The sequence below is a fragment of the Streptomyces sp. Pv4-95 genome, assembly GCF_045782725.1.
In the GTDB taxonomy this organism is placed as follows: Bacteria; Actinomycetota; Actinomycetes; order Streptomycetales; family Streptomycetaceae; genus Streptomyces.
The window spans coordinates 4,732,343-4,753,786 of the sequence record NZ_CP127172.1 but is presented as its reverse complement, the minus strand read 5'-3'; the positions used below and the strand labels follow the sequence as shown (position 1 = coordinate 4,753,786).

The following is a 21,444-nucleotide window of genomic DNA, read 5'->3' as shown; positions in this document are numbered from 1 at the left end:
TGCTGATCCCGGTTCATATCCGTGACCACAACTGCCCTTGACCGGACCGCTCGTTCGACGGTTCAATCCCCGAAGTCCCCGCTCCCGCACGGGGAACCGCCCCACAGGACGTCACGGCGAAGTGATTCCTCGTTCACAAGGCGGACCCCTGGAGGGGGCATGAACAGTCTCGACTGGGCCGTGCTCATCGGCTACTTCGGCGTGATGATCGCCATCGGCGTGTGGTCGCACAAACGCGTGGACGACGTCAGCGACTTCTTCACCGCGGGCGGGAAGATGCCGTGGTGGCTGTCCGGCATCTCCCACCACATGTCCGGCTACAGCGCGGTGATGTTCACCGGTTACGCCGGCATCGCCTACCAATACGGTGTCACCTCTTATGTCACCTGGTCCTTCCCCATCGCCGTCGGCATCGCCATCGGCGCCCAGCTGTTCGCCGGGCGGCTGAACCGGCTGCGCTCGCGGCTCGGTGTCGCCTCGCCGCTGGAGTACCTCAAGAACCGCTACAACCTCCCGACGCAGCAGGCCCTCGCCTGGTCGGGCGTGCTGCTCAAGATCGTGGACGTGGGGGCCAAGTGGGCCGCCATCGCGACCCTGTTGTCCGTCTTCACCGGCATGTCCCTCAACCAGGGCATCCTCATCACCGGCGTGATCACCGGCATCTACTGCACCGTCGGCGGGCTCTGGGCGGATGCCCTCACCGAACTCGGGCAGTTCGTCATCCAGTTGCTGGCCGGTGTCGCCATGCTGGTCACGGTCATGGGCGAACTCGGCGGCTTCAGCTCGCTGTGGACCGTGTGGGACAAGCTGCCGGACACCCACACCCAGCCGACCGTCGGCCCGTACACCGTGACGTTCCTGCTCGCCTATCTCTTCATCAAGACGTTCGAGTACAGCGGCGGCATGTGGAACCAGGCCCAGCGCTACATGGCCACCCGCAACGCCCGGCAGGCCAGGCGTTCGGCGCGGCTGTCGGCGGCGCTGTGGTTCATCTGGCCGCTGGTCCTCTTCTTCCCGATGTGGGTCGCGCCGCTGCTGGTCAAGGCGCAGAAGCCGGACGCCTCGGACTCGTACGCACTGCTGACCGAGCACCTGCTGCCGCACGGCCTGCTCGGGCTGGTCATCGTCGGTTTCTTCTCGCACACGATGGCCATGTGCTCCTCGGACGCCAACGCCATCTCGGCGGTCTTCACCCGCGATATCGCCCCGGCGCTGCCGAAGCTGGGCGAGCGGGCGCGCAACTGGTCGCACCGGGCGGGGCTGCTGGCCGCGCGGCTGTCGACGGTCTCCTTCCTGGCGCTGTCGATGGCGATCGCGACGCAGGTCAACTCCCCCACCTTCAAGGACATCATCACCGTCGTCATCAAGTGGGTGGCCGGGCTGGTCGGGCCGATCTCCATCCCGTTCCTGCTCGGCATGCTGCCGACGTTCCGCAAGAGTGGTCCGACGGCGGCCCTGACGTCCTGGGCGGCCGGGCTGTTCGCCTTCTGGCTGACCAACTACGGGCTGAGCGAGGTGCAGCTCCAGATCCAGATCGTGTCGCCGGTCGCGACCTCACTGGTGCTGTTCATCCTCATCGGCCTCCTCAGGCCCGAGGCGACGCCGGAGCGTGACGCGCTGCTGGCGCGGATCAACTCCGGGGAGGACGACGACGGTTCCGCGGCCGAGCTGCGGATCCCGGAGCAGGAGGACGGGGCGGAGCGGGATGCCGTCCCCGGTGGCGTCGCGGGAGACGCGACGGGCGGGACGCCGAAGCCCCACTGAGTCCCGTACGGGGCCCCCGACTCGGCGGGTTCCTGCTCGGGCCGGGCGTGTGCGGCGGCGCGCCCGGTCCGGGGGACGTCATGCCCGTGGGTAGCGGGCGAGCCAGCCAGGGGCCGAGCCGGCGGGGCCGTGGAGTGCGGGGCCCTGTGTCATCTCCATGGCGAAGTCGTCGGCGAGCTGGAGCATCGTGTCCCGGCCCTCCAGCTCGACCAGCCACACGGGCGGCAGCGCCGTCTCACCGTGCAGCGTGCCGAGGAGGTTGCCGCAGATGGCTCCGGTCGAGTCGCTGTCGCCGCCGTGGTTGACGGCGAGCAGCAGCCCGTGCCGGACGTCCTCGGCCACCAGTGCGCAGTACACGCCGATGCTCAGCGCCTCTTCCGCCGTCCAGCCCTGCCCCAGCGACTCCACCCGGGCCGGTGTCGGCATGCCCTGCCGTACGGCGCCGAGCGCGCGCTTGAGGGCGTCGGTGGTCTCCTCGTGGCCCGGGCGGGTGCCCAGATGCACCAACGCCTTCTGCACGGCGCCGTCGAGGTCCTCGCCGCGTGCCAGCGAATGGCTGATGACGGCGAAGGCACCGGCCGCGAGATAGCCGGTGGGGTGGCCGTGGGTCTGGGCCGCGCACTCGACGGCGAGCTGGAAGACCAGCTGCGGCTCCCAGCCGACCAGCAGCCCGAACGGCGCGGAGCGCATGACGGCGCCGCAGCCCTTGGAGTCCGGGTTCTTGGGCTTGTCCAGAGTGCCCATCACCTCGTCGCCCAGACCGCTCAGACAAGCCCTGCCGGGCGCCCGCCGGGAGTACAGCCACTCCTCGCGGGCGAGCCAGCCGTCGTCCGTCTTGCGCTCGTCGGGGCCCCAGTCGCGCTGGGTGACGGCCCACCGCAGATAGGCGCGGTGCACGTCGGTGGGCGGGTGCCAGGCTCCGGTGTCCCGGCGCACCTGGGCGCGGATCAGCCCGTCCACCGTGAAGAGGGTCATCTGGGTGTCGTCGGTGACCGCTCCGCGCCGCCCGTAGGCGGATACGAAGTCGGTCACGCCTTCCTGGCCGTGCGCCTTGCGGATCGCGTCGAGCGAGTCGAATTCGATACCGGCACCGAGCGCGTCGCCGATGGCACCGCCGAGCAGACAGCCGCGGACCCGGCTGCGGAAGTCCTGCTGTTCGGCGCGGCCCCAGATAGCGGTGTTGCCTGCCGCTGCGCTCACTGCGCCCCTCCTGAAGCTCACAACGTCCCGGGGCCTTGCGGACCCCCTGGCGCAGCACTGTAATCGACCAAGAATGATCAATTTGAGGCCAGGATCGTATTGTGAACAGTCATCCGCGAGGAGGCTTATGACCGGTACGGCCCCAATCGAACGTCCCAGGCCACGACCGGTACGCCCCTGCCGCCCCACCCGAACCATCAGCCCCTCCCCTAGCTCCCTACCGCATCAGGAGAAACCCGCATGACTCCGCGCTGCGCCGTGCTCGACGACTATCAGGACGTCGCCCTCTCGATGGCCGACTGGTCGCCCCTCGCCGGTGCCGTGGACGTCCGTACCCTGCGGCAGCCGTTCCGCTCCGAGGACGAGGTGGTCGACGCGATCGGCGACTGCGAGATCGTCGTCGCGATGCGCGAGCGCACCCCCTTCCCCGCAACCCTCCTCGACCGGCTGCCCCGCCTCCGGCTCCTGATCACCTCCGGCATGCGCAACGCCTCCATCGACCTGGAAGCCGCCGCCCGGCTCGGGGTCACCGTCTGCGGCACGGCCAGCAACATCGAACCGCCCGTCGAACTGACCTGGGCGCTGCTCCTCGGCCTCGCGCGCAACGTCGCCACCGAGAGCGCCGCGATGCGCGGGAACGGCCCCTGGCAGAGCACCCTCGGCGCCGATCTGCACGGCCGGCGGCTCGGGCTGCTCGGCCTGGGCAGGATCGGCACCCGCGTCGCCCGGATCGGCCAGGCCTTCGGCATGGACGTCGCGGCCTGGAGCCAGAACCTGACCGCGGAGCGCGCCGCGGAGTCGGGCGTACGCGCCACCGCCGACAAGGAAGAACTCCTCGAAACCAGCGACTTCGTCACCGTGCACCTGGTCCTGAGCGACCGCACCCGGGGCCTGCTGGGCGCCGACGAACTGCGCCGGATGCGGCCCACGAGCTACCTCGTCAACACCTCCCGGGCCGGCATCGTCGACCGGGCCGCGCTGCTCCGCGCGCTGCGCGAGCACTGGATCGCCGGCGCCGGTCTGGACGTCTTCGACCATGAGCCGCTGCCGGAGGACGACCCGCTGCGCACCCTCCCCAACGTCCTCGCCCTCCCGCACCTGGGTTACGTCACCCGCCGCAACTACGAGGGGTACTTCTCCGAGGCCGTCGAGAACATCACCGCCTACCTCGCGGGCACGCCGGTACGACGCCTGGGATAGGGGCCGAGGAGGTCCGCGCCCGCCGCTCGCGCCGCTCGCAAGTTCGATACTGGCGGCGGCGCCGGATGGGCATGCTCCCTCCATGTCCGAGTACGAGTGGGACCGCACCACCATGGCCGTCGTCGCCTCCGCGCTCTCCGGCGACAGCGACGGCGCGGTGGAACTCCTCCGGCCGCTCCCGCAGCGCGACGTCTGCCATATCGCCGTACGGCTGGCCGCCATGGCCGCCGACGCGCTGATCGCCGCCGCCCAGGACAGTGGAGGCGACCGCGAGGAGGCACTGTCGCAATGGCAGCAGTGCATCCTGCAGCACGAGGCGGAGTACGAGGGGGAATGACGCCCCTCCTCGGGAGAGGGCCACCATCACCGGCCCCGCGGGCCGGGGCATGGCGCGCTCCCGTCACCGGCGGCGGCTCACGCCTGCCGAATGGCGGTGATGATCCGGTGCGCCCACGCGGCAGGGCTCGGGTCGTCGAGGAGCCCGGCGAGACGGGTCATATGGGTGCGGCGCTGCCCGGGCGGCATGGTGAGGGCGCGGTGCAGGGTGTCGACGAGGTCCCTGGGTGAGCGCGGGTCGGTGAGCAGCGCGGTGGGGGCGAGTTGGGAGGCCGCTCCGGTGGAGCGGGACAGGACGAGCACTCCGGACCGGCCGGTGGCCGCTTGTGCGGCGATGAATTCCTTGGCCGTGAGGTTCATGCCGTCCTCGAGCGAGGTCACCCAGAGGACGTCGGCCGCCAGGTAGTGGTCGACGACCTCGGCGAACGGCAGGGCCCGGGGGATGTAGTCGACGGGCTGCCAGCTGTCGGTGCGCCAGGCGTCGTTGAGGGCGGTGATGTCGCGTTCCAGGGCTTCGCGGGTGGTCGCGTAGGCGCGGATGCCCGGTTCGGGGGGCGGGCAGACGAGGCGGAAGCGTAACCGTCCGCGCAGTTCCGGCCGTTCGGCGAGCAGGGTGGACAGGGCCTGGATCTTCTGGAGCGGGGCCTTGGCGTAGTCCAGGCGCTCCACGGAGAGGATTAGGGCGGCCGCGTCGCGGGGGCGGGGTTGCGGGGCGCGGGACCGGGCGAGCGACTCGACCATGGGGCGGTCGATGCCCAGGGGGTGGATGCCGGTACGCGGCGTGCGGGGGCCGTCGGCGAGGGTCCGCCGGAAGTGGTCGGCGAAGACCGCGGTGTGGAATCCGGCCCAGTCCAGGCAGGCGAGGGAGTCGCGGATCCGGGCGGCTTCGGGGATGCGGGCGAAGGTTTCCGGTGGCGGGAAGGGGGTGTGGTGGAACAGTCCGAGGCGCAGGTCGGGCCGTGTCGCGCGCAGCAGTCCGGGGACGAGCCAGAGGTTGTAGTCGTGCAGCCAGACCGTGGCGTCGCGGGCCGCGTGGGCGCTGATGTGGTCGGCGAAACGGTTGTTCATCGTCTCGTACTGCGTCCAGGCCGCGGGGTCGTGGCGCATCCGCTCCGGTTGCGACATCAGGACGGGCCACAGCGTCTCCTTGCACGCCCGGTGGAAGTAGCCCGTCCACTGGGCGGATGTCACGGGCAGGAGGGCCAGCGGGAGGCCGGTCTCCCGTGCTGCGGAGCGGAGTGCTGCGGCGTGGAGTGCTGCGGCGTGGAGTGACACGCGCCCGTGCGATTCGTCGTGGGGCGGTTCACCGTGGGGCGCATCACCTTGCGGCGCCCCGTCGTGGGGCGCCTCGCCGCCGACGAGCGAGGTGGCCCAGACGGCGTCCATGTCGGTGGTGGCGAACAGGCTGCGCAAGGTGGGCAGGATGCCGTTCGGGCTCAGTGGCGGGCGCCAGCCCCCGTCGGCCCGGCGTACCGGTGGGCGGTGGTAGCCGACAACGACGGCCGCGGTGCGCTCCACCCAGCCGAGGTTCTCCAGGGCGGACAGGATCGCCGCAGCTCCCCGGAGGTCGGGCCGGTGGACGGTGGCGCCGTGCGGAATCCGCTCGCCCAGGGCGGGCTCGGCGTTCCCCATGAGGACACCGTGGGCGCCGAGCAGGAAGAGGGAGAGGTCGTTGAGGGAGTCGCCTGCCACCAGCAGGGATTCCATGGGCCATTGGTGCTTACGGGCCAGCAGGGCCAGGGCGTTGCCCTTGCTCGCCGCGGCCGGCAGGACGTCGAAGTAGCGGTCCGCGGAGTACGTCCAGCCGCAGCCCAGCTCCCGCACCGCGTCGGTGAGCTGCGGGGAGAGCTGTTCGGGGCGGAGGTAGAAGGAGCAGCGGCCGTCCTGCGCCACCGCGTCCTGGTGGACGAGTTCGGTGAAGGCGGCGAGAGCGGAGCGCACGCGGCGCCGCCCCGGCCAGCCCAGCCGCAGGCGGCTCTCCAGGAGGTCCACCCGGCTCATTCCGACGCCGTCGATGACGCTCGCGCCGACGTCGGCGATGATCCACCGGGGCCGGGGGACGAGCGGGTCGTCGCGGAGGATGCGCTCGACGGAGGGCAGTCCGCGGCCGGTCGCGAAGACAACGGTCACCTCGGGGTGCCGTTCCAGGGCCGCACGCAGCCGCCGGCGGTCCGTGTCGTCGCCGCCGAGGAGCGTGCCGTCCAGGTCGGTCACCAGCACCTTCGGGTTCGCGTCCGGGAGGGGCGGCGCCGGCTTCGGCCCCGTCTGATCGCCAGGTATCCACGCCATGCTTCCCCCGTTGTCGTCGAATGGGTGTCGGTGTCGGAACAGGTGGCGCTGTGCGGTCTCGCGAGCGGACATCCCCAGGCCGAGGGGCAGTTGGCTCCGGCCGGGGTCCGGGTGCGCGGCGTCAGGACGTGACGCGGGCGAGCCAGCGCCGCAGGCCGGCGGTGTCCGGTGCGGCGCTCGATCCCGCGGCGGTGACGGACGCCGTTCCGCAGGCGACTCCGGCGGCGAGGCATGCGGCGAGCGTGCCGCCCGCGAGACGGCGGTGCAGGAAGCCCACGTTGAAGCAGTCGCCGGCGCCGGTGGTGTCGACCACCTCGACCGGTGGCGCCTGCAGGGCGGCGCGTTCGCCGTTCCCGACGGCGACGGCGCCCTCCCGGTCCCGCTTGATGACGACCGTGGGCACCAGGTCGGCCAGCACTTCCAGCGCCTCGTCGACGGTGCGCGCCCCGGTGACACGCAGCGCCTCGGCGGCGTTGGGAGCGAACACGTCCACCTGTCCGAGCGCCTTCCGCACCTCGGGCATGCCGATGCTGCCGGGGCGGTCCTGGCAGTCCATGAGGACCTTGGTGCCCGTCCGCGCGGCGACGTCCAGGGCCTCGGACACCTCGGGGCCGTACTGGAGATACGGCAGCATCAGTGCCGCGGGCCGGTGAGTCGCGATCAGCTCCGCGAGGGGGCGGGACGGCACCGGGTCCTCGTAACTGACCATGGCGCGGTCCCCGGGGTGGGACAACGCGACGGTGATGTTGCGTACGGGGCGCGCGTGGTGCCGGAAGCCGCGCTCGTCGAGATGCTCGTCCCGGGCGGTCGCGAGGACGTGCTTGCTGAAGACGTCATCGCCGAAGTCGGCGGCCCACACGACGTCGTGCCCCAGTCGCCGCAGCCCCATGGCGAGGGTGAACGCCCCTCCGGGCACCATGCCGAAGCCCTTGGCCCACACCTCGGTCCCGTAGGCGACCGGGCCTGCGGGCTCACGGAAGACCAGATCGACCGAGTACGCCCCGGCCACCAGGACGGGTCCGGGCCCGGTCGCCTCCACCGGCGCGGCCGGTGCGGCCGGTGCCTCGGGGTGCCGTCCGGCCGTCGGCCCGGCACCGGGTGCCCCCGCAGACGCAGGGGACGCGCATGGCCCGTCAGTCATAGCGGAAATGTAGGCAGCAGCCCGGTGAACAAAACCAGCGAGCGGCAGACATGGCCGAAAGGGAAGTCGTTGAGTCCTGGACCGGCTCCTCGCGGCGCCCGACGCGACCGCCCTGCCCGCTCGTACGACACGCGTACGCAGCGGACGGGCGATAACGGGCCGGCCTGCGCGTCGGCCGGCCGAACGGCGGGCCGGCTAGTCCAACACGGGCAGCAGCTCGGGCAGGTGGCCGTCCGAGGCGAGCGCGGCGGACTGCCGTTCGTCGCTGACCGGGCCGTACGTCGTCGTACGGGCGCGGGCCGGGCGGCCCGCGGCGTCGGCGATGGCGACGAGGTCCTGGATGGAGCGGTAGGAGCCGTAACTCGACCCGGCCATCCGGGAGATGGTCTCCTCCATCAGGGTGCCGCCGAGGTCGTTGGCGCCCGAGCGGAGCATCTCGGCCGCGCCCTCCGTACCGAGCTTGACCCAGCTGGTCTGGATGTTGGTGATGTGCGGATGCAGCAGCACCCGGGCCATGGCCGTCACCGCCCGGTTGTCGCGGGTGGTGGGGCCGGGACGGGCGATGCCCGCGAGGTAGACGGGGGCGTTGGTGTGGATGAAGGGGAGGGTGACGAACTCCGTGAAGCCGCCGGTCTCCTGCTGCACCTGCGCCAGCAGCCGCAGGTGGCCGAGCCAGTGGCGGGGCTGGTCGACATGGCCGTACATCATCGTCGAGGACGAACGGATGCCCAGCTCATGGGCGGTCTTGACGACCTCGACCCAGGTGGCGGTCGGCAGCTTGCCCTTGGTGAGGATCCAGCGGACCTCGTCGTCGAGGATCTCGGCGGCCGTGCCGGGGATGGTGTCGAGTCCGGCCTCCTTGGCGGCGGTCAGCCACTCCCGGATGGACATCCCCGTGCGGGTCGCGCCGTTGACGACCTCCATCGGCGAGAAGGCGTGCACATGCATGCCGGGGACGCGTTCCTTGACGGCGCGGGCGATGTCGAAATAGGCCGTACCGGGCAGATCGGGGTGGATGCCGCCCTGCATGCAGACCTCCACCGCGCCCACGTCCCACGCCTGCTGGGCGCGGTCGGCGACCTGGGAGAGGGACAGGGTGTAGGCGTCGGCGTCGGTGCGGCGCTGGGCGAAGGCGCAGAAACGGCAGCCGGTGTAGCAGACGTTGGTGAAGTTGATGTTCCTGGTGACGATGTAGGTGACGTCATCGCCGACGGTGGCGCGCCGCAGATCGTCGGCGATCTTGCAGAGGGCGTCCAGGGCGGGGCCGTCGGCGTGCAGCAGTGCCAGCGCTTCGGCGTCGGAGAGCTTGGTGGGGTCCTCGGCGGCCTGCGCCAGCGCCTGCCGTACGTCGGCGTCGAGGCGGGAGGGCGCCATCCCGGGGGCGGCTGCCTCGCGCAGTGCCTCCCAGTCGCCGTAGACCTCGTCGAAGTCGTCGCGGCGGTCGGCGGTGCGGCCTTCGGTGTCGATGGTGTGGTGCAGGTCCGTGCGGCCCGACGCGCTCATCGAGAAGCCCTCGTCGGGCTCCTGCCAGGGGTGGCCCTCGACGACGGCGTCCTCGCGGGCCAGCCCGGTCTCCGGGTCGACCAGGGCGCGGACGTGCGGCAGCAGCCGGGGGTCGAGCCAGGGTTCGCCGCGCTTGATGAACTCGGGGTAGATGGGCAGCCGTTCACGCAGTTCGAAGCCGACCGCGGCGGTGTGCGCGGCCAGGTCGTCGATCTGCGGCCAGGGGCGCTCGGGGTTGACGTGGTCGCGGGTCAGCGGGGAGACCCCGCCCCAGTCGTCGATGCCGGCGCCGATGAGCATCGCGTACTCCCCGTCGACCAGGTTGGGCGGCGCCTGGATGCGGGTCGAGGGGCCCATGACGTGCCGCGCGACGGCGATCGTCGCGGCGAGTTCCTCCAGCTCGGCGTCCGGCATTCCGCGCATGGCCGTGTCCGGCTTGGCGCGGAAGTTCTGCATGATGAGTTCCTGGATGCCGTGGTAGGCCCGCTGGACGCGGCGCAGGGCGAAGAGGGACTCGGCACGCTCCTCGTAGTTCTCGCCGATGCCGATCAGGAGTCCGGTGGTGAAGGGGACGTTGGAGCGCCCGGCGTCCTCCAGGACGCGCAGGCGGACGGCGGGCTCCTTGTCGGGCGAGCCGTGGTGCGGGCCGCCGGGCTCGCTCCACAGCCGCTCGGCGGTCGTCTCCAGCATCATGCCCAGGGAGGGGGCGACGGGCTTGAGGCGCTGGAAGTCCGTCCAGGACAGCACCCCGGGGTTGAGGTGGGGCAGCAGCCCGGTCTCCTCCAGGACGCGGATGGCCATGGCGCGGACGTAGGAGAGGGTGTCGTCGTAGCCGTGGGCCTCCAGCCACTCGCGGGCCTCGGGCCAGCGGTCCTCCGGCTTGTCGCCGAGGGTGAAGAGGGCTTCCTTGCAGCCCATTTCGGCGCCCCGCCGCGCGATGTCGAGGACCTCGTCGGGCGAGAGGAACATGCCGTGTCCGTCGCGCCGCAGCTTGCCGGGGACGGTGACGAAGGTGCAGTAGTGGCACTTGTCGCGGCAGAGGCGGGTGAGGGGGATGAAGACCCCCCGGGAGTAGGTGATGACGCCGGGGCGGCCCGCGGCCTCCAGGCCGGCGTCCCGCACCCGGGCGGCGGAGGCGCACAGGTCCGCGAGGTCGTCGCCGCGGGCCTGGAGCAGCACCGCGGCTTCGCCGACGTCCAGCGCCACGCCGTCGCGGGCGCGCTTGAGCGCACGGCGCATCGAATTCGCCGTCGGCGGCACGGGACAGTCGGCGGCCGGGGTGGTCTGCCGGTTGATGCCTCGGTCGGATCCCTGGTCAGGTCCCTGCGCGCTGGAAGTCATCCTCCGAGCATACGAGCGCCCGCCGACAGCGCCGCCGTGAAAACCGACGGCGTGGTGTGCCACTGGTCACGTCATACGGAGGTTCCCTCCGCGCCGTGGACGGGCACTTCCCGGGCAGCGGCGGCGCACACGCTAGAAGCCGGCCAGCAGTTCGTCGGAGTAGGTGCGGGTCAAGAACTCCATGCTGTGGCCGTCGGGGTCGTCGATGTAGACGCCTCGACCGCCGTCCAGGCGGTTGACGGTCTGCGGCTGGTGGTGGCGCGGGCCGGCCCAGTAGGGCAGGTCCTGGGCCTGTATGCGGCCCAGAATCGCGTCGAACTCGTCCTCCGTGACCAGGAAGGCGTAGTGCGTGGGCACGAATCGCTGCCCTTCGGTGACGTGCTCCGCGTAGTCGAGCGCCACGCCGTTGTCCAGCTTCAGCACCGCGAACGGGCCGAACGCCTTGGGCTCGGGGGCGTCCAGCAGCCCGGCCATGAACCGGGCGGAGGCGAAGCGGTCGGTGCTGTGCACGATCGTGTGGTCGAGCGAGGGCATGGGGATTCTCCTGGGACCGTCGGTCTGGGCTGTCCCCTTCGACGCTAGGGCGGCCCGGCGCCGGGGTGGATCGGTCTTCCGAACCGACCCGCCCCGCTGCCCGTACGCCGATGGTCCTAGGCAGCCGTCCTACGCCGCGCCGGTCACTTGGCCGAAACGGCCACCCTGCCTCGGCCGGGCAGCGGCCGTCCCGTCCCGCCGGTCACAGGTACTGCGCGAAGTCGTCCAGTGTGCGCAGCACCTCCGCCTCACCGGCCGGCGGAAGTTGCAGCACCACCTCCGACACACCCAGGTCGCGGTAGTGCGCGAGCTTCCCGGCCGACGGGCGCACCGCGTACGGCACGACCACCGGCTCGCCGCTGCGCCCCGCGTCCCGCCACGCCTGCCGCAGCACCGGCACGGTCTCGGCCAGTCCCCGCCCGCCGATCGGCAGCCAGCCGTCCGCGTACTCGGCGATCTGCGCGAACAGCTTGGGCCCGGCCCCGCCGCCCAGCAGCGTGCGCGGTGCGCCGTGTGCGGGCTTGGGGTGGGCGAGGGACGCCTGCACGGACGCGAATTCACCCTTGTAGGCGGTGGGTTCCGCCGCCCACAGCGCCCGCATCACCGCCATCCGGTCCCGGGTCAGCTCACGCCGCGTCGACCACTGCACACCGTGGTCGGCGGCCTCCTCGACGTTCCAGCCGTAGCCGACACCGAGGGTGAAGCGGCCGCCGGAGAGGAAGTCGAGGGTGGCGACCTGCTTGGCGAGGTCGACCGGGTCGTGCTGGGTGACGAGGGTGATGCCGGTGCCCAGGCCGAGCCGCTCGGTGACGGCGGCCGCCTGGCCGAGCGCGATGAACGGGTCGAGCGTGCGGCCGTATTCGCGGGGCAGCGGCTCACCCATCGGCGCGGGGGTGTCGCGGCTCGCCGGGATGTGGGTGTGTTCGGGCAGGTAGAGGCCGGCGAAGCCGCGCTGCTCCAGCTCGCGGGCGAGCCGGTCGGGCCGGATCGTCTCGTCGGTCAGGAAGATCGTGGTCGCGATCCGCATGGGCGCACCTCCGCGTCAGGCGTATGGGGGACCGAATGTTGCCGTACCGACCGGCGGTTATCCACAGGCCTTTCCCTCCGTGTCACAGCCGCGTACAACAGTTTTCACACGGCGAAACGAAGCGAAACGAAGGGTCACACGGCGGACCGGGCGGACCGCGCGAAAGGTCGGGCAGGTCGGGCCAGCCGGACCAGCCGGACCAGTCGGACCGAACGAACCGGCAGGACCGGGCCAAGCGCGAGGGGACGGAGACATCGGGACGCGGCGGCGGAAGGAGTCGGCGCGAGGGCACAAAGGCGCTGCGAACCGTACGACCACAGGCCGCACCACGCGGACGAGAGGCTGGTCAGGACCTGGGTCGGCCACCACCGATCCACCACTCGATCACCACCCGATCCGCCACGGCGCCGCAGCGGCACCGAGGCACCACGCAGGGCACGGGCGCCACCACCGTCCGGCGATCACGGCACCAGTGACGGCGACAGCAACACCGGCAGGGACACCAGGGGAAGCCACGGCAAGGGGGCGGGGATGGAACGACGGGACGTTCTGAGACTTTCGGCGGTTGCGGGCGCCACGGGCGCGCTTACGCTCGGACCTGTGAGCTTCGCCGACGCGGCACCCGCAGACGGCCGGCCCGGGGACGACCGGGCCGAGCAGACCCGCCGGATCACCGGCCATCTGCCCACGGGCGCACCCGACTTCGTCTACCTCCCGGTCGAAGTGCCGCGCGGCGTCCGCGAGATCGCCGTCTCCTACACCTACGACAAGCCCGCCGTCCCGGAGGGCACCGCGGGCAACGCATGCGACATCGGCATCTTCGACGAACGCGGCACGGACCTCGGCGGGGCGGGCTTCCGCGGCTGGTCGGGCGGGGCGCGTACGGAGTTCTTCCTGCGCGCCGACGACGCCACCCCGGGCTATCTCCCCGGACCCGTCAACGCCGGCACCTGGCATATCGCCCTCGGCCCGTACACCGTCGCCCCGCAGGGACTCTCCTACGACGTGACCGTCACGCTGCGACACGGCCCGCCGGGAAACACCCCGCCTCCCCAATACCCGCCCGAGCGCGCCCGGGGGCGGGGCCGCGCCTGGTACCGAGGCGACAACCATGTGCACTCCATCCACTCCGACGGCAGGCGCACCCCTGCGCAGATCGCCGCGCTGGCCCGCGCGGCCGGGCTGGATTTCCTCACCACGACCGAGCACAACACCACGTCCTCACACCGTGCCTGGGAGGGGCTCTGGGGCGATGACCTGCTGATCCTCATCGGCGAGGAGGTCACCACCCGCAACGGCCACGTCGTGGCGATGGGCACCGACCCTGGCGTCTTCATCGACTGGCGCTATCGGGCCCGTGACAACGCCTTCGGCAAGTACGCCCGCGCCATCCGGCGGGCCGGCGGCCTGGTCATCCCGGCGCACCCGCACGCCACCTGCATCGGCTGCAACTGGAAGTTCGGCCTCAACGACGCCGACGCGGTGGAGGTGTGGAACGGCCCCTACACCCCCGACGACGAGGTCACGCTCGCCGAGTGGGACAACACCCTCGTCGCGCACACCCGCGGGCGCGGGGCCTGGCTGCCGGCCGTCGGCCACAGCGATGCCCACCGCGACCCGGACGTCATCGGCCTCCCACAGACCGTCGTACTGGCCGACGATCTGTCCCGGCGCGCACTGCTGGAGGGCATACGGGCGGGCCGGGTGTGGATCGCCGAGTCGTCCGAGGTCGACGTGGAGTTCACGGTCATCGGTGAGCGCGGCCAGGTCGCCGGTATCGGTGAGCGGCTGGCAGCCTCCCGTTCGTCGAAGGTCACCGCCCGGCTGCGGGTCCGGGGCGCCCCGGGCTGCACGGCCTCCTTCGTCACGGACCAGGGCCGCCTGTTCACCGCGCCACTGCCGGACTCCGGCACGGGCGCCGTCAGCTGGCAGACCACCCCCGACAACGCCGCATACGTCCGCGCCGAGGTCCGCCACCCACCGACGACACCAGCACTCCCGGGCCCGATGGCAGCACTGACCAACCCGATCTTCCTCGACGGGACGTGAGCGGGGATACGGCCCGAGGGTGAGGTTTGAGGGCGAGGTCTGAGGGGGCGATCTGGGGGGCGGCGGGGGCGATAGGCGGCGCGATAGGTGGGGCGCGCCCTGGGTGGTCAGATCCCGCGGCAGACGGGACATGCCCGCGGCGGCGCTGACATGCGGCGAGTGCCGGCGATCAGTGCCCCGAGGCAGACGGCCCGTGCCCGCGGCAGTGCCCCCTGCGGCCACGGGGCCTGCGGTGGCGCGTGCCTGGAGCTGTGCGTGCCGGGCGGCGGCGCGATAGGCGGCGCATGCCCGGGGGCGGTCGGCGTCCAAGCAGACGGAGCGTACCCGCGTACGGCGTCCGCACGCCGTGGCGCTCCGCCCGCGGTGGCGCCTGCCGGCGGCGAGCAGAGGCCGAGGCGGGTTGCCCGTCCCCCGCCGCGCGACGGGCGGCGGCGGTCAGAGGCCGAGGCGGCGGGGGTGGGAGGGGAGGGGGGAGGGGAGGGGAGGGGGCCCCGGGGGCCCGCACTACCCCCGCACCCCCACCCCTGCTCCTCGCTACTCCTCAACCACCAGTGCCGGTGTTGAGCGGGTCAGGACCTGGCCGCGGAAGAAGGCCGGGCTGCGGCGCTGCATCACCAGCATGATCACGAAGCCGACGAGCAGGAGGCCGACGCCGATGACGAAGACGGAGCCGACGCCGAAGACCTCGCTGCCGGAGCCGTAGGCGGGGTCCCACATGTCGATCAGTGTCTTGGCGAAGACGGCCGCCAGCAGGACGCCGCCGAGGACCGGGAAGACGCCCTTGAACAGCAGGTCGCGGGCGGAGTCGCGCAGCGAGTGGCGGAAGAACCAGGCGCAGGCGAAAGCGGTGATCGCGTAGTAGAAGCAGATCATGAGGCCCAGCGCGTAGATGGTGTCGATGAGGACGTTCTCGCTGAGGAAGCTCATGACGGCGTAGAAGACGCCGGTGGCCACGCCCGCGGCGATGGTCGCCCGGCCGGGCGAGCGGAATCGCGGGTGGATGTCGGAGAAGGACCGGGGCAGTGCCTCGTAGGCGCTCATCGCCAGGACGGTGCGGGCCACCGGGATGAAGGTGGTCTGCAGGCTGGCCGCGGCCGACGCCAGGACCGCGACGAACAGCAGCACGCCGAGGACGGTGCCCATCACGGGGTCGGCGAGGGCGGCGAAGACGTTGTCCGAGGTGTCCGGGTTGCCGAGCCCGGGGCCCTTGTCGCCGACGCCGGAGAACATCTGTGAGGCGACGGCGGTCAGCAGGTAGGAGCCGATCAGTACGAGCATGGCCAGCAGGGCGGCGCGACCGGGCGTCTTCGCGCTGCCGGCGGTCTCCTCGTTGACCGTCAGGCAGGCGTCCCAGCCCCAGAACATGAAGATCGAGAGCGACAGTCCCGCGGTGAAGGCGGAGAAGGACTGGACGGCGAAGGGGTCGAGCCAGGTCCAGGAGAAGTCCAGGGAGCCGGCGAAGTCGCCGGAGCGAGCCTTGATCACGGCCATCACGACGAAGATCGCGAGTACTGCCAGCTGGAGGCCGACCAGCGCGTACTGGACGCCCTTGGTGGCGGTCATGCCGCGGTAGCTGATGGCGGTGGCGACGGCGATGAAGGCCAGGCAGGTCAGCACGTGGACGGGCTTGTTGCCGTCGAGGGCGGCGACGGAGGAGCTGCCGGTCAGCTCGCCGAGCAGGAGGTAGAAGAACGAGGTGGCGACGCCGGCGAGGTTGGAGAGCACGATGATCGTCGCGATCACCAGGCCCCAGCCGCACATCCAGCCGACGCGCGGGCCGAACGCCTTGACCGACCAGGTGAAGGAGGTGCCGCAGTCGGGCACGGCCTTGTTGAGCTCGCGGTAGGCGAAGGCGACGAGCAGCATCGGCAGGAAGCCGGCGAGGAAGACGGCGGGCATCTGCAGCCCGACCTCCCCGACGGTGGGGCCGAGGGTGGAGGTGAGGCAGTAGACGGGGGCGACGGTCGATACGCCGATGACCGCGCTGCCGAGCAAGCCGACGGAGTTGCCGCTGAGGCCCTTGTTGCGGGTGCCGCTGCCGCTGCCACTGTCGCTGACGCTCGTTACCGTGTCTCCGGTCTGGGGCCGGGGGTCTACCTGAACCATGAACAGGACGTTAAGCGCTGCTGTTTCCGTATGCGGAAGATCATCCTCCGCGAGAACAACCTTCAACATGAAGGTAATCTTGCGAAGTTGATCTATCAATAACCAGGTGAATCGCGCTTCACGCCTTCAACTCACCCACCCTGACGCAAACTTTCCGCATTGCGAGAACCGCAGCACTGTCCGTTTCGTCCCGGTTCAAAATTTTCCCATCCGGTTTTCGGCCCGCTTCTCGCGGCCCCGCCCCCAGCCCTCCTCCCCCGCCTCGTCGCGCCGCCTCACCCGGGCCACACCAGCGACTGCAGCTCGCTGTAGGCGTGCAGCGCGTACGAGCCCACATCCCGCCCGACCCCGCTGCGCTTGAAGCCGCCGAAGGGCGCCTCCATGTTCCGCCCGACCGTGTTGATCCCGACCCCGCCGGCCCGCAGCCGACCGGCCACCCGGAAGGCACGGGCCACATCGCCGGACCAGACGTAGTCCAGCAGCCCGTAGTCGCTGTCGTTGGCCAGTGCGATGCCCTCCTCCTCGTCGTCGAACGGCACGACCACCACCACCGGGCCGAAGATCTCCTCGCGGACCACCCGCATCGTGTGCGTACAGTCCGCGAAGAGCGTCGGCGCCACATAGAAGCCCCGCTCGCACCCCGGCCGCTCACCCCCGGTGACCAGCCGCGCGCCCTCCTTCCCGGCCAGCTCCACATACGACTCGACGCGGTCCCGGTGCGCCGCGGAGATCACCGGGCCCACGACCGTGTCCGGTCGCGTCGGGTCCCCGACCTTCAGGGCGGACGCATACCGCGCGAGCCCGTCCACCAGCCGCTCGTAGATGCCGCGCTGCGCCAGGACCCGGGTCGGCGCGGTGCAGATCTGGCCGCTGTAGAAGGAGAAGGTGGTGCCGACGCCCGCCACCGCCGCCGCGAGGCCCTGACCGTCCAGGTCGTCGAAGACCAGCGCCGCGCCCTTGCCGCCCAACTCCATCAGCTGCCGCTTCATCCCCCGGCCGCACTCCTGGGCGATCCGCTGCCCGACGGCGGTGGATCCGGTGAAGCTGACCATGTCCACACCGTCCGCCGCGACCGCGGCCTCGCCGACCTCCGGCCGGGTGCCGGTGACGACATTGACCACCCCCGGCGGCACCCCGGCCTCGGCCAGCGCCTCCGCCATGCGGAAGACCGACAGCGGATCCTGCGGGGCCGGCTTCACCACCACGGTGTTGCCCATCGCCAGCGCCGGCGCGACCTTGCCCGCCGGATTCGCCCACGGGTTGTTGTACGAGGTGATGCAGGTGACCACTCCGACCGGTCGCCGTACCGCGAGCGCCCCGAGGACGCCCGCCTTCCCGAACGGCCCCGCCTCGTTGATCTGCGGCGGCAGCCCGGTCTCGACCGGTTCCAGGGCGCCGCGCGCGTAGCGCCTGAAGCGCGCCACGGCCACGCCCACCTGCATGGCTCGCGCGGTGCCCGTCGTCGCGCCGCTCTCCGCCTGCGCCAGCGCGGCGTAGCCGGTGAATTCGCGGCGCATCACCTCCGCGGCGCGGTCCAGGATCCTCGCGCGCTCCTCCGGGGCGGTGCGCGACCAGCTCTCGAACGCGTCCCGGGCCGCCGCCACCGCCGTCGCCACCTGTGCGGGGCTCGCTTCCGGGGCCCTGCCGACGATCTCCTCGGTCGCCGGGTTGCGCACCGCGTAGTGGCCGCGTTCCGGCTCGATCCACTCGCCGCCGATGAACAGCCGCTCGGCCGCCGCCTCGCGACCGCTCACCGGGTGCTCACGGTCTCGGTGTCCCGTCCGGACCGCAGCACCGTGCCCGGCACCGCGCCGGTCACGACGTCCTCGCGGATGGTCTCCACCCCGTTGACCCGTACGCTCACGATGCCCAGGGCCCGCGAGTCCAGCCGCGGGCTGTCGCCGGGCAGGTCGTGCACCAGCGTGGCGGGCCCGGCGTCGATCCGCTCGGGGTCGAAGAGCACCAGGTCGGCGTGGTGGCCCTCGGCGATCCGGCCGCGCTCACGCAGGCCGAGCAGCCGGGCCGGGTCGTCGGTCAGCATCTGTACGGCGCGCTCCAGGCCGACGAGCTTGCGGCCGCGCAGGCAGTCGCCGAGGAAGCGGGTGGTGTAGGGGGCGCCGCACATGCGGTCCAGGTGTGCGCCGGCGTCCGAGCCGCCCAGCAGGACGTCCTCGTGCTCCCAGGTCTCCCGGCGCAGCGCCCAGCTGGCCGGGTCGTTGTCGGTCGGCATGGGCCACAGCACCGTGCGCAGCTCGTCCTGGGCGCAGATCTCGACGAGGCAGTGGAAGGGTTCCTGCCCGCGTTCGGCGGCGATGTCGCCGACCACCCGGCCGCTGAGGCCGTCGTTGGCCGGGGAGTAGGTGTCGCCGATGACGTAGCGGGCGAAGTGGGTGAGCCGGCGGAAGACGCCTGCTTCCTTGCTCTCGGCGCGGCGCAGCATGTCCGCGCGGATGTCCGGGTCGCGGAGTGCGGCGATCCGCTCGGGTACCGGAAGGCCGAGGATGTCGCCCCATCCCGGTATGAGGTTCAGGGCGCAGAACGTGCCGAGGGACATGTTCATGGGTGTGAGGATCGGCATGGTGAGGGCGACGATCCGGCCGCCGGCCTTGCGGGCCCGTTCGCTGGGGACGAGCTGGCGGGGCACCCGTTCCGGTACGGCCGCGTCGATGGTCAGTACGTTCCAGTTCAGCGGGCGTCCGGCGGCCGCGGACATGTCGACGAGCAGGTCGATCTCGTCGTCGTCGAACTGGTCGAGGCAGCCCGCGACGATGGCTTCGATCTGGGTGCCCTCGTGGTCGGCGACGGCCCGGGAGAGGGCGAGGAGTTCGGCGGGGCGGGCGTGCCGGGAGGCGACGGGGCTGCCGTCGCCGTCGGAGTGAGTGGCGGACTGGGTGGTGGACAGCCCCCAGGCGCCGGCGTTCATCGCGTCGTGGAACAGCTCCAGCATGGCGGCGAGTTGTTCGTCGGTCGGCTGGCCGCCGATCGCGTCCGGGCCCATGACGTACCGCCGCAGGGCGCAGTGGCCCACCATGAAGCCGGCGTTGACCGCGATACGGCCTTCCAGGGCGTCGAGGTATTCGCCGAAGCTGTGCCAGTTCCAGGGGGCGCCTTCTTCCAGCGCGACCAGGGACATGCCTTCGACCTTGCTCATCATGCGCCGGGTGTAGTCGGCGTCGTCGGGGCGGTCGGGGTGCAGCGGGGCGAGGGTGAATCCGCAGTTGCCGCCGGCGACGGTGGTGACGCCGTGGTTCAGCGAGGGGGTGGCGTAGGGGTCCCAGAACAGTTGCGCGTCGTAGTGGGTGTGCGGGTCGACGAATCCGGGGGCGAGGATCAGGCCGGTGGCGTCCTCGGTGGTGCGGGCGGGTTCGGTGACCGTGCCGGGGGCGGCGACGACGGCGATGCGTCCGTCGCGGATGCCGAGGTCGGCGGCGCGGCCGGGGGCGCCCGTCCCGTCCACGACGGTTGCGCCCTTGATCAGGTGGTCGAGCATGACGTGGATCCCTTCTCGCTGGGTGCGGGAAGGGGGGCGCGCCCGGCCCGGCCGGGGTGCCGCTCCCTGCCCGTCCCGTTGCTGCGGTTCAGTTGCCCGCTGCCTGGCGGAAGCGCGTGGTGCGGTGCACGGGGTCGGTGTCGATCTTCGGGATGACGTGCTCGCCGATCAGCTTGATCGAGTTGAGGGTGTCCTCGCGGCTGACACCGATGGGCAGGCCGAAGGAGAGCTGGTCGGCGCCTGCCTGTTCCCAGCGCTTGCACTGCTGGAGCACCTCGTCGGGGTCGCCGCAGATCATCAGCTCCTCGGCGATCAGCAGCTCGATGATCTCCTCGGTGTACTCGGGCAGCAGCTCGGGCCACTCCGGTATGCCGTCCGGCCGGGGGAAGGTGTCGTGGTAGCGGAACAGCAGGGACTGGAGGTAGTTGAGGCCGCCTCCGACGGCGATCTCGACGGCCTTGCGATGGGTCTCGGCGCAGATGGCGGTCGAGGTGACCATGACGTTGTCGTTGACGAAGTCGCCGATGGCCCGGGCTTCCTTCACGGCGGTCTTGTAGGAGTCGACGACCCACTCCATGTCGGAGACCTTCTGCACGCTGAAGCCGAGGACGCCCAGGCCCTTCTTGCCGGCCATGGCGTAGGACGAGGGGGAGCCTGCGGCGTACCACATGGCCGGGTGCGACTTCCCGTACGGCTTGGGCAGGACCTTGCGCGGCGGCAGTTCCCAGTGCTTGCCCTTGAAGCCGACGTATTCGTCCTGGAGCCACATCTTGGGGAACTCGGCGATGGTCTCCTCCCAGAGTTCCTTGGTGTGGTTCATGTCGGTGACGCCCGGCATGAATCCGAGGATCTCGTGGCTGCCCGCGCCGCGCCCGGAGCCGAATTCGAAGCGCCCTTCGGAGAGGTGGTCGAGCATGGCGACCTTTTCGGCGACCTTGACGGGGTGGTTGACGGGGGCCAGCGGGTTGAAGATGCCGGAGCCGAGGTGGATGCGTTCGGTGGCGTGCGCGAGGTAGCCGAGGTAGACGTCGTTGGCGGAGAGGTGGGAGTACTCCTCCAGGAAGTGGTGCTCGGAGGCCCAGGCGTATTTGAAGCCGGATTTGTCGGCCTGGATGACGTACTCGGTTTCCTCCATCAGTGCGTGGTGCTCGGCCTCGGGGTCGTCCTTCGCCCGCGCCGCCGGCACATAGCCCTGCACAAAGAGCCCGAATTCCATGGGTGTTCACTCCTTCGGGGTGCGGGGGTCGCCCCCCGGAAGATGGGTGTGTCCGTGTCACCGCCGCGATGTGGCCGAAGTGCCCGGCCGAGCCGATTCGGCTGTTGAGCCGGCTGCCACGGCCGGCCGGGCGTACGTGTTCCTCGCCTATCTGACGTACCGTCAGATCGTGACTCTCGCACCGGCCCGCACGCGTCGTCAATACCTGATGAAGCGTCAGCTACTGCTGCGGAAGGCCGCCAGGCCCC

14 protein-coding genes are annotated in these 21,444 nt (G+C 71.4%); 4 read left to right on the top strand and 10 right to left on the bottom strand.

Annotated features, from left to right (window positions below):
• Positions 1 to 159: 159 nt before the first annotated feature.
• Positions 160 to 1,764 carry a sodium:solute symporter family protein gene (locus QOM21_RS20890; RefSeq protein ID WP_407552169.1) on the top strand — a complete coding sequence of 535 codons (1,605 nt, stop codon included), beginning with the start codon at positions 160 to 162 and terminating at the stop codon, positions 1,762 to 1,764.
• Between the two features lie 78 nt (positions 1,765 to 1,842).
• On the opposite strand, the gene QOM21_RS20885 is transcribed toward QOM21_RS20890, so the two are convergent.
• On the bottom strand, positions 1,843 to 2,964 hold the full coding sequence (locus QOM21_RS20885; protein WP_407552167.1) for an ADP-ribosylglycohydrolase family protein: 1,122 nt from the start codon (positions 2,962 to 2,964) through the stop codon (positions 1,843 to 1,845).
• Positions 2,965 to 3,204: 240 nt separating this feature from the next.
• On the opposite strand from QOM21_RS20885, the gene QOM21_RS20880 reads away from it, so the two are divergent.
• Both QOM21_RS20880 and QOM21_RS20875 read left to right on the top strand, forming a co-directional pair.
• Complete coding sequence (locus QOM21_RS20880) at positions 3,205 to 4,164, top strand: D-2-hydroxyacid dehydrogenase family protein (RefSeq protein ID WP_407552166.1); 960 nt, start codon at positions 3,205 to 3,207, stop codon at positions 4,162 to 4,164.
• Between the two features lie 82 nt (positions 4,165 to 4,246).
• Positions 4,247 to 4,501: a hypothetical protein gene (locus QOM21_RS20875; RefSeq protein ID WP_393892596.1), complete on the top strand. Its 255-nt coding sequence runs from the start codon at positions 4,247 to 4,249 to the stop codon at positions 4,499 to 4,501.
• 77 nt (positions 4,502 to 4,578) lie between these two features.
• Here the strand turns inward: QOM21_RS20875 and QOM21_RS20870 are convergent, their stop codons facing one another.
• From QOM21_RS20870 to QOM21_RS20850, 5 genes are all read right to left on the bottom strand, one after another.
• Positions 4,579 to 6,789: an HAD-IIB family hydrolase gene (locus QOM21_RS20870; RefSeq protein ID WP_407552164.1), complete on the bottom strand. Its 2,211-nt coding sequence runs from the start codon at positions 6,787 to 6,789 to the stop codon at positions 4,579 to 4,581.
• A 121-nt stretch (positions 6,790 to 6,910) separates the two neighbouring features.
• The gene (locus QOM21_RS20865) at positions 6,911 to 7,930 is read right to left on the bottom strand and encodes a carbohydrate kinase family protein (protein WP_407552162.1); all 1,020 of its coding nucleotides are present in this window, start codon (positions 7,928 to 7,930) and stop codon (positions 6,911 to 6,913) included.
• A gap of 195 nt (positions 7,931 to 8,125) precedes the next feature.
• On the bottom strand, positions 8,126 to 10,774 hold the full coding sequence (locus QOM21_RS20860) for a bifunctional FO biosynthesis protein CofGH (protein WP_407552160.1): 2,649 nt from the start codon (positions 10,772 to 10,774) through the stop codon (positions 8,126 to 8,128).
• A gap of 132 nt (positions 10,775 to 10,906) precedes the next feature.
• Entirely contained in the window at positions 10,907 to 11,308 is a 402-nt protein-coding gene (locus tag QOM21_RS20855; RefSeq protein ID WP_407552158.1) for a VOC family protein, read from the bottom strand.
• Positions 11,309 to 11,510: 202 nt separating this feature from the next.
• Entirely contained in the window at positions 11,511 to 12,335 is an 825-nt protein-coding gene (locus tag QOM21_RS20850; RefSeq protein WP_407552157.1) for a TIGR03619 family F420-dependent LLM class oxidoreductase, read from the bottom strand.
• Between the two features lie 531 nt (positions 12,336 to 12,866).
• Between QOM21_RS20850 and QOM21_RS20845 the strand changes: the two genes are divergently transcribed.
• Entirely contained in the window at positions 12,867 to 14,384 is a 1,518-nt protein-coding gene (locus QOM21_RS20845) for a CehA/McbA family metallohydrolase (RefSeq protein ID WP_407552155.1), read from the top strand.
• Between the two features lie 534 nt (positions 14,385 to 14,918).
• On the opposite strand, the gene QOM21_RS20840 is transcribed toward QOM21_RS20845, so the two are convergent.
• The 4 genes from QOM21_RS20840 to QOM21_RS20825 all read right to left on the bottom strand — a co-directional run bounded on the left by QOM21_RS20840 (position 14,919) and on the right by QOM21_RS20825 (position 21,196).
• Positions 14,919 to 16,490: an APC family permease gene (locus tag QOM21_RS20840; protein ID WP_407552153.1), complete on the bottom strand. Its 1,572-nt coding sequence runs from the start codon at positions 16,488 to 16,490 to the stop codon at positions 14,919 to 14,921.
• 275 nt (positions 16,491 to 16,765) lie between these two features.
• Positions 16,766 to 18,244, bottom strand: coding sequence for an aldehyde dehydrogenase family protein (locus QOM21_RS20835; RefSeq protein WP_407552151.1), 1,479 nt, complete (start codon positions 18,242 to 18,244; stop codon positions 16,766 to 16,768).
• Entirely contained in the window at positions 18,241 to 19,980 is a 1,740-nt protein-coding gene (locus tag QOM21_RS20830; protein WP_407552149.1) for an amidohydrolase family protein, read from the bottom strand. Before QOM21_RS20830 ends, QOM21_RS20835 begins: the two co-directional genes overlap by 4 nt.
• 88 nt (positions 19,981 to 20,068) lie before the next feature.
• Positions 20,069 to 21,196: an LLM class flavin-dependent oxidoreductase gene (locus QOM21_RS20825; protein ID WP_407552148.1), complete on the bottom strand. Its 1,128-nt coding sequence runs from the start codon at positions 21,194 to 21,196 to the stop codon at positions 20,069 to 20,071.
• Positions 21,197 to 21,444 lie beyond the last annotated feature (248 nt).

Bases quoted from the DNA above. Each gene is read 5' to 3' on its own strand.
- QOM21_RS20890 (WP_407552169.1), top strand. From the start codon at position 160: ATGAACAGTCTCGACTGGGCCGTGCTCATCGGCTACTTCGGCGTGATG.
- QOM21_RS20880 (WP_407552166.1), top strand. From the start codon at position 3,205: ATGACTCCGCGCTGCGCCGTGCTCGACGACTATCAGGACGTCGCCCTC.
- QOM21_RS20875 (WP_393892596.1), top strand. From the start codon at position 4,247: ATGTCCGAGTACGAGTGGGACCGCACCACCATGGCCGTCGTCGCCTCC.
- QOM21_RS20870 (WP_407552164.1), bottom strand. From the start codon at position 6,789: ATGGCGTGGATACCTGGCGATCAGACGGGGCCGAAGCCGGCGCCGCCC.
- QOM21_RS20865 (WP_407552162.1), bottom strand. From the start codon at position 7,930: ATGACTGACGGGCCATGCGCGTCCCCTGCGTCTGCGGGGGCACCCGGT.
- QOM21_RS20860 (WP_407552160.1), bottom strand. From the start codon at position 10,774: ATGACTTCCAGCGCGCAGGGACCTGACCAGGGATCCGACCGAGGCATC.
- QOM21_RS20855 (WP_407552158.1), bottom strand. From the start codon at position 11,308: ATGCCCTCGCTCGACCACACGATCGTGCACAGCACCGACCGCTTCGCC.
- QOM21_RS20850 (WP_407552157.1), bottom strand. From the start codon at position 12,335: ATGCGGATCGCGACCACGATCTTCCTGACCGACGAGACGATCCGGCCC.
- QOM21_RS20845 (WP_407552155.1), top strand. From the start codon at position 12,867: ATGGAACGACGGGACGTTCTGAGACTTTCGGCGGTTGCGGGCGCCACG.
- QOM21_RS20840 (WP_407552153.1), bottom strand. From the start codon at position 16,490: ATGGTTCAGGTAGACCCCCGGCCCCAGACCGGAGACACGGTAACGAGC.
- QOM21_RS20830 (WP_407552149.1), bottom strand. From the start codon at position 19,980: ATGCTCGACCACCTGATCAAGGGCGCAACCGTCGTGGACGGGACGGGC.
- QOM21_RS20825 (WP_407552148.1), bottom strand. From the start codon at position 21,196: ATGGAATTCGGGCTCTTTGTGCAGGGCTATGTGCCGGCGGCGCGGGCG.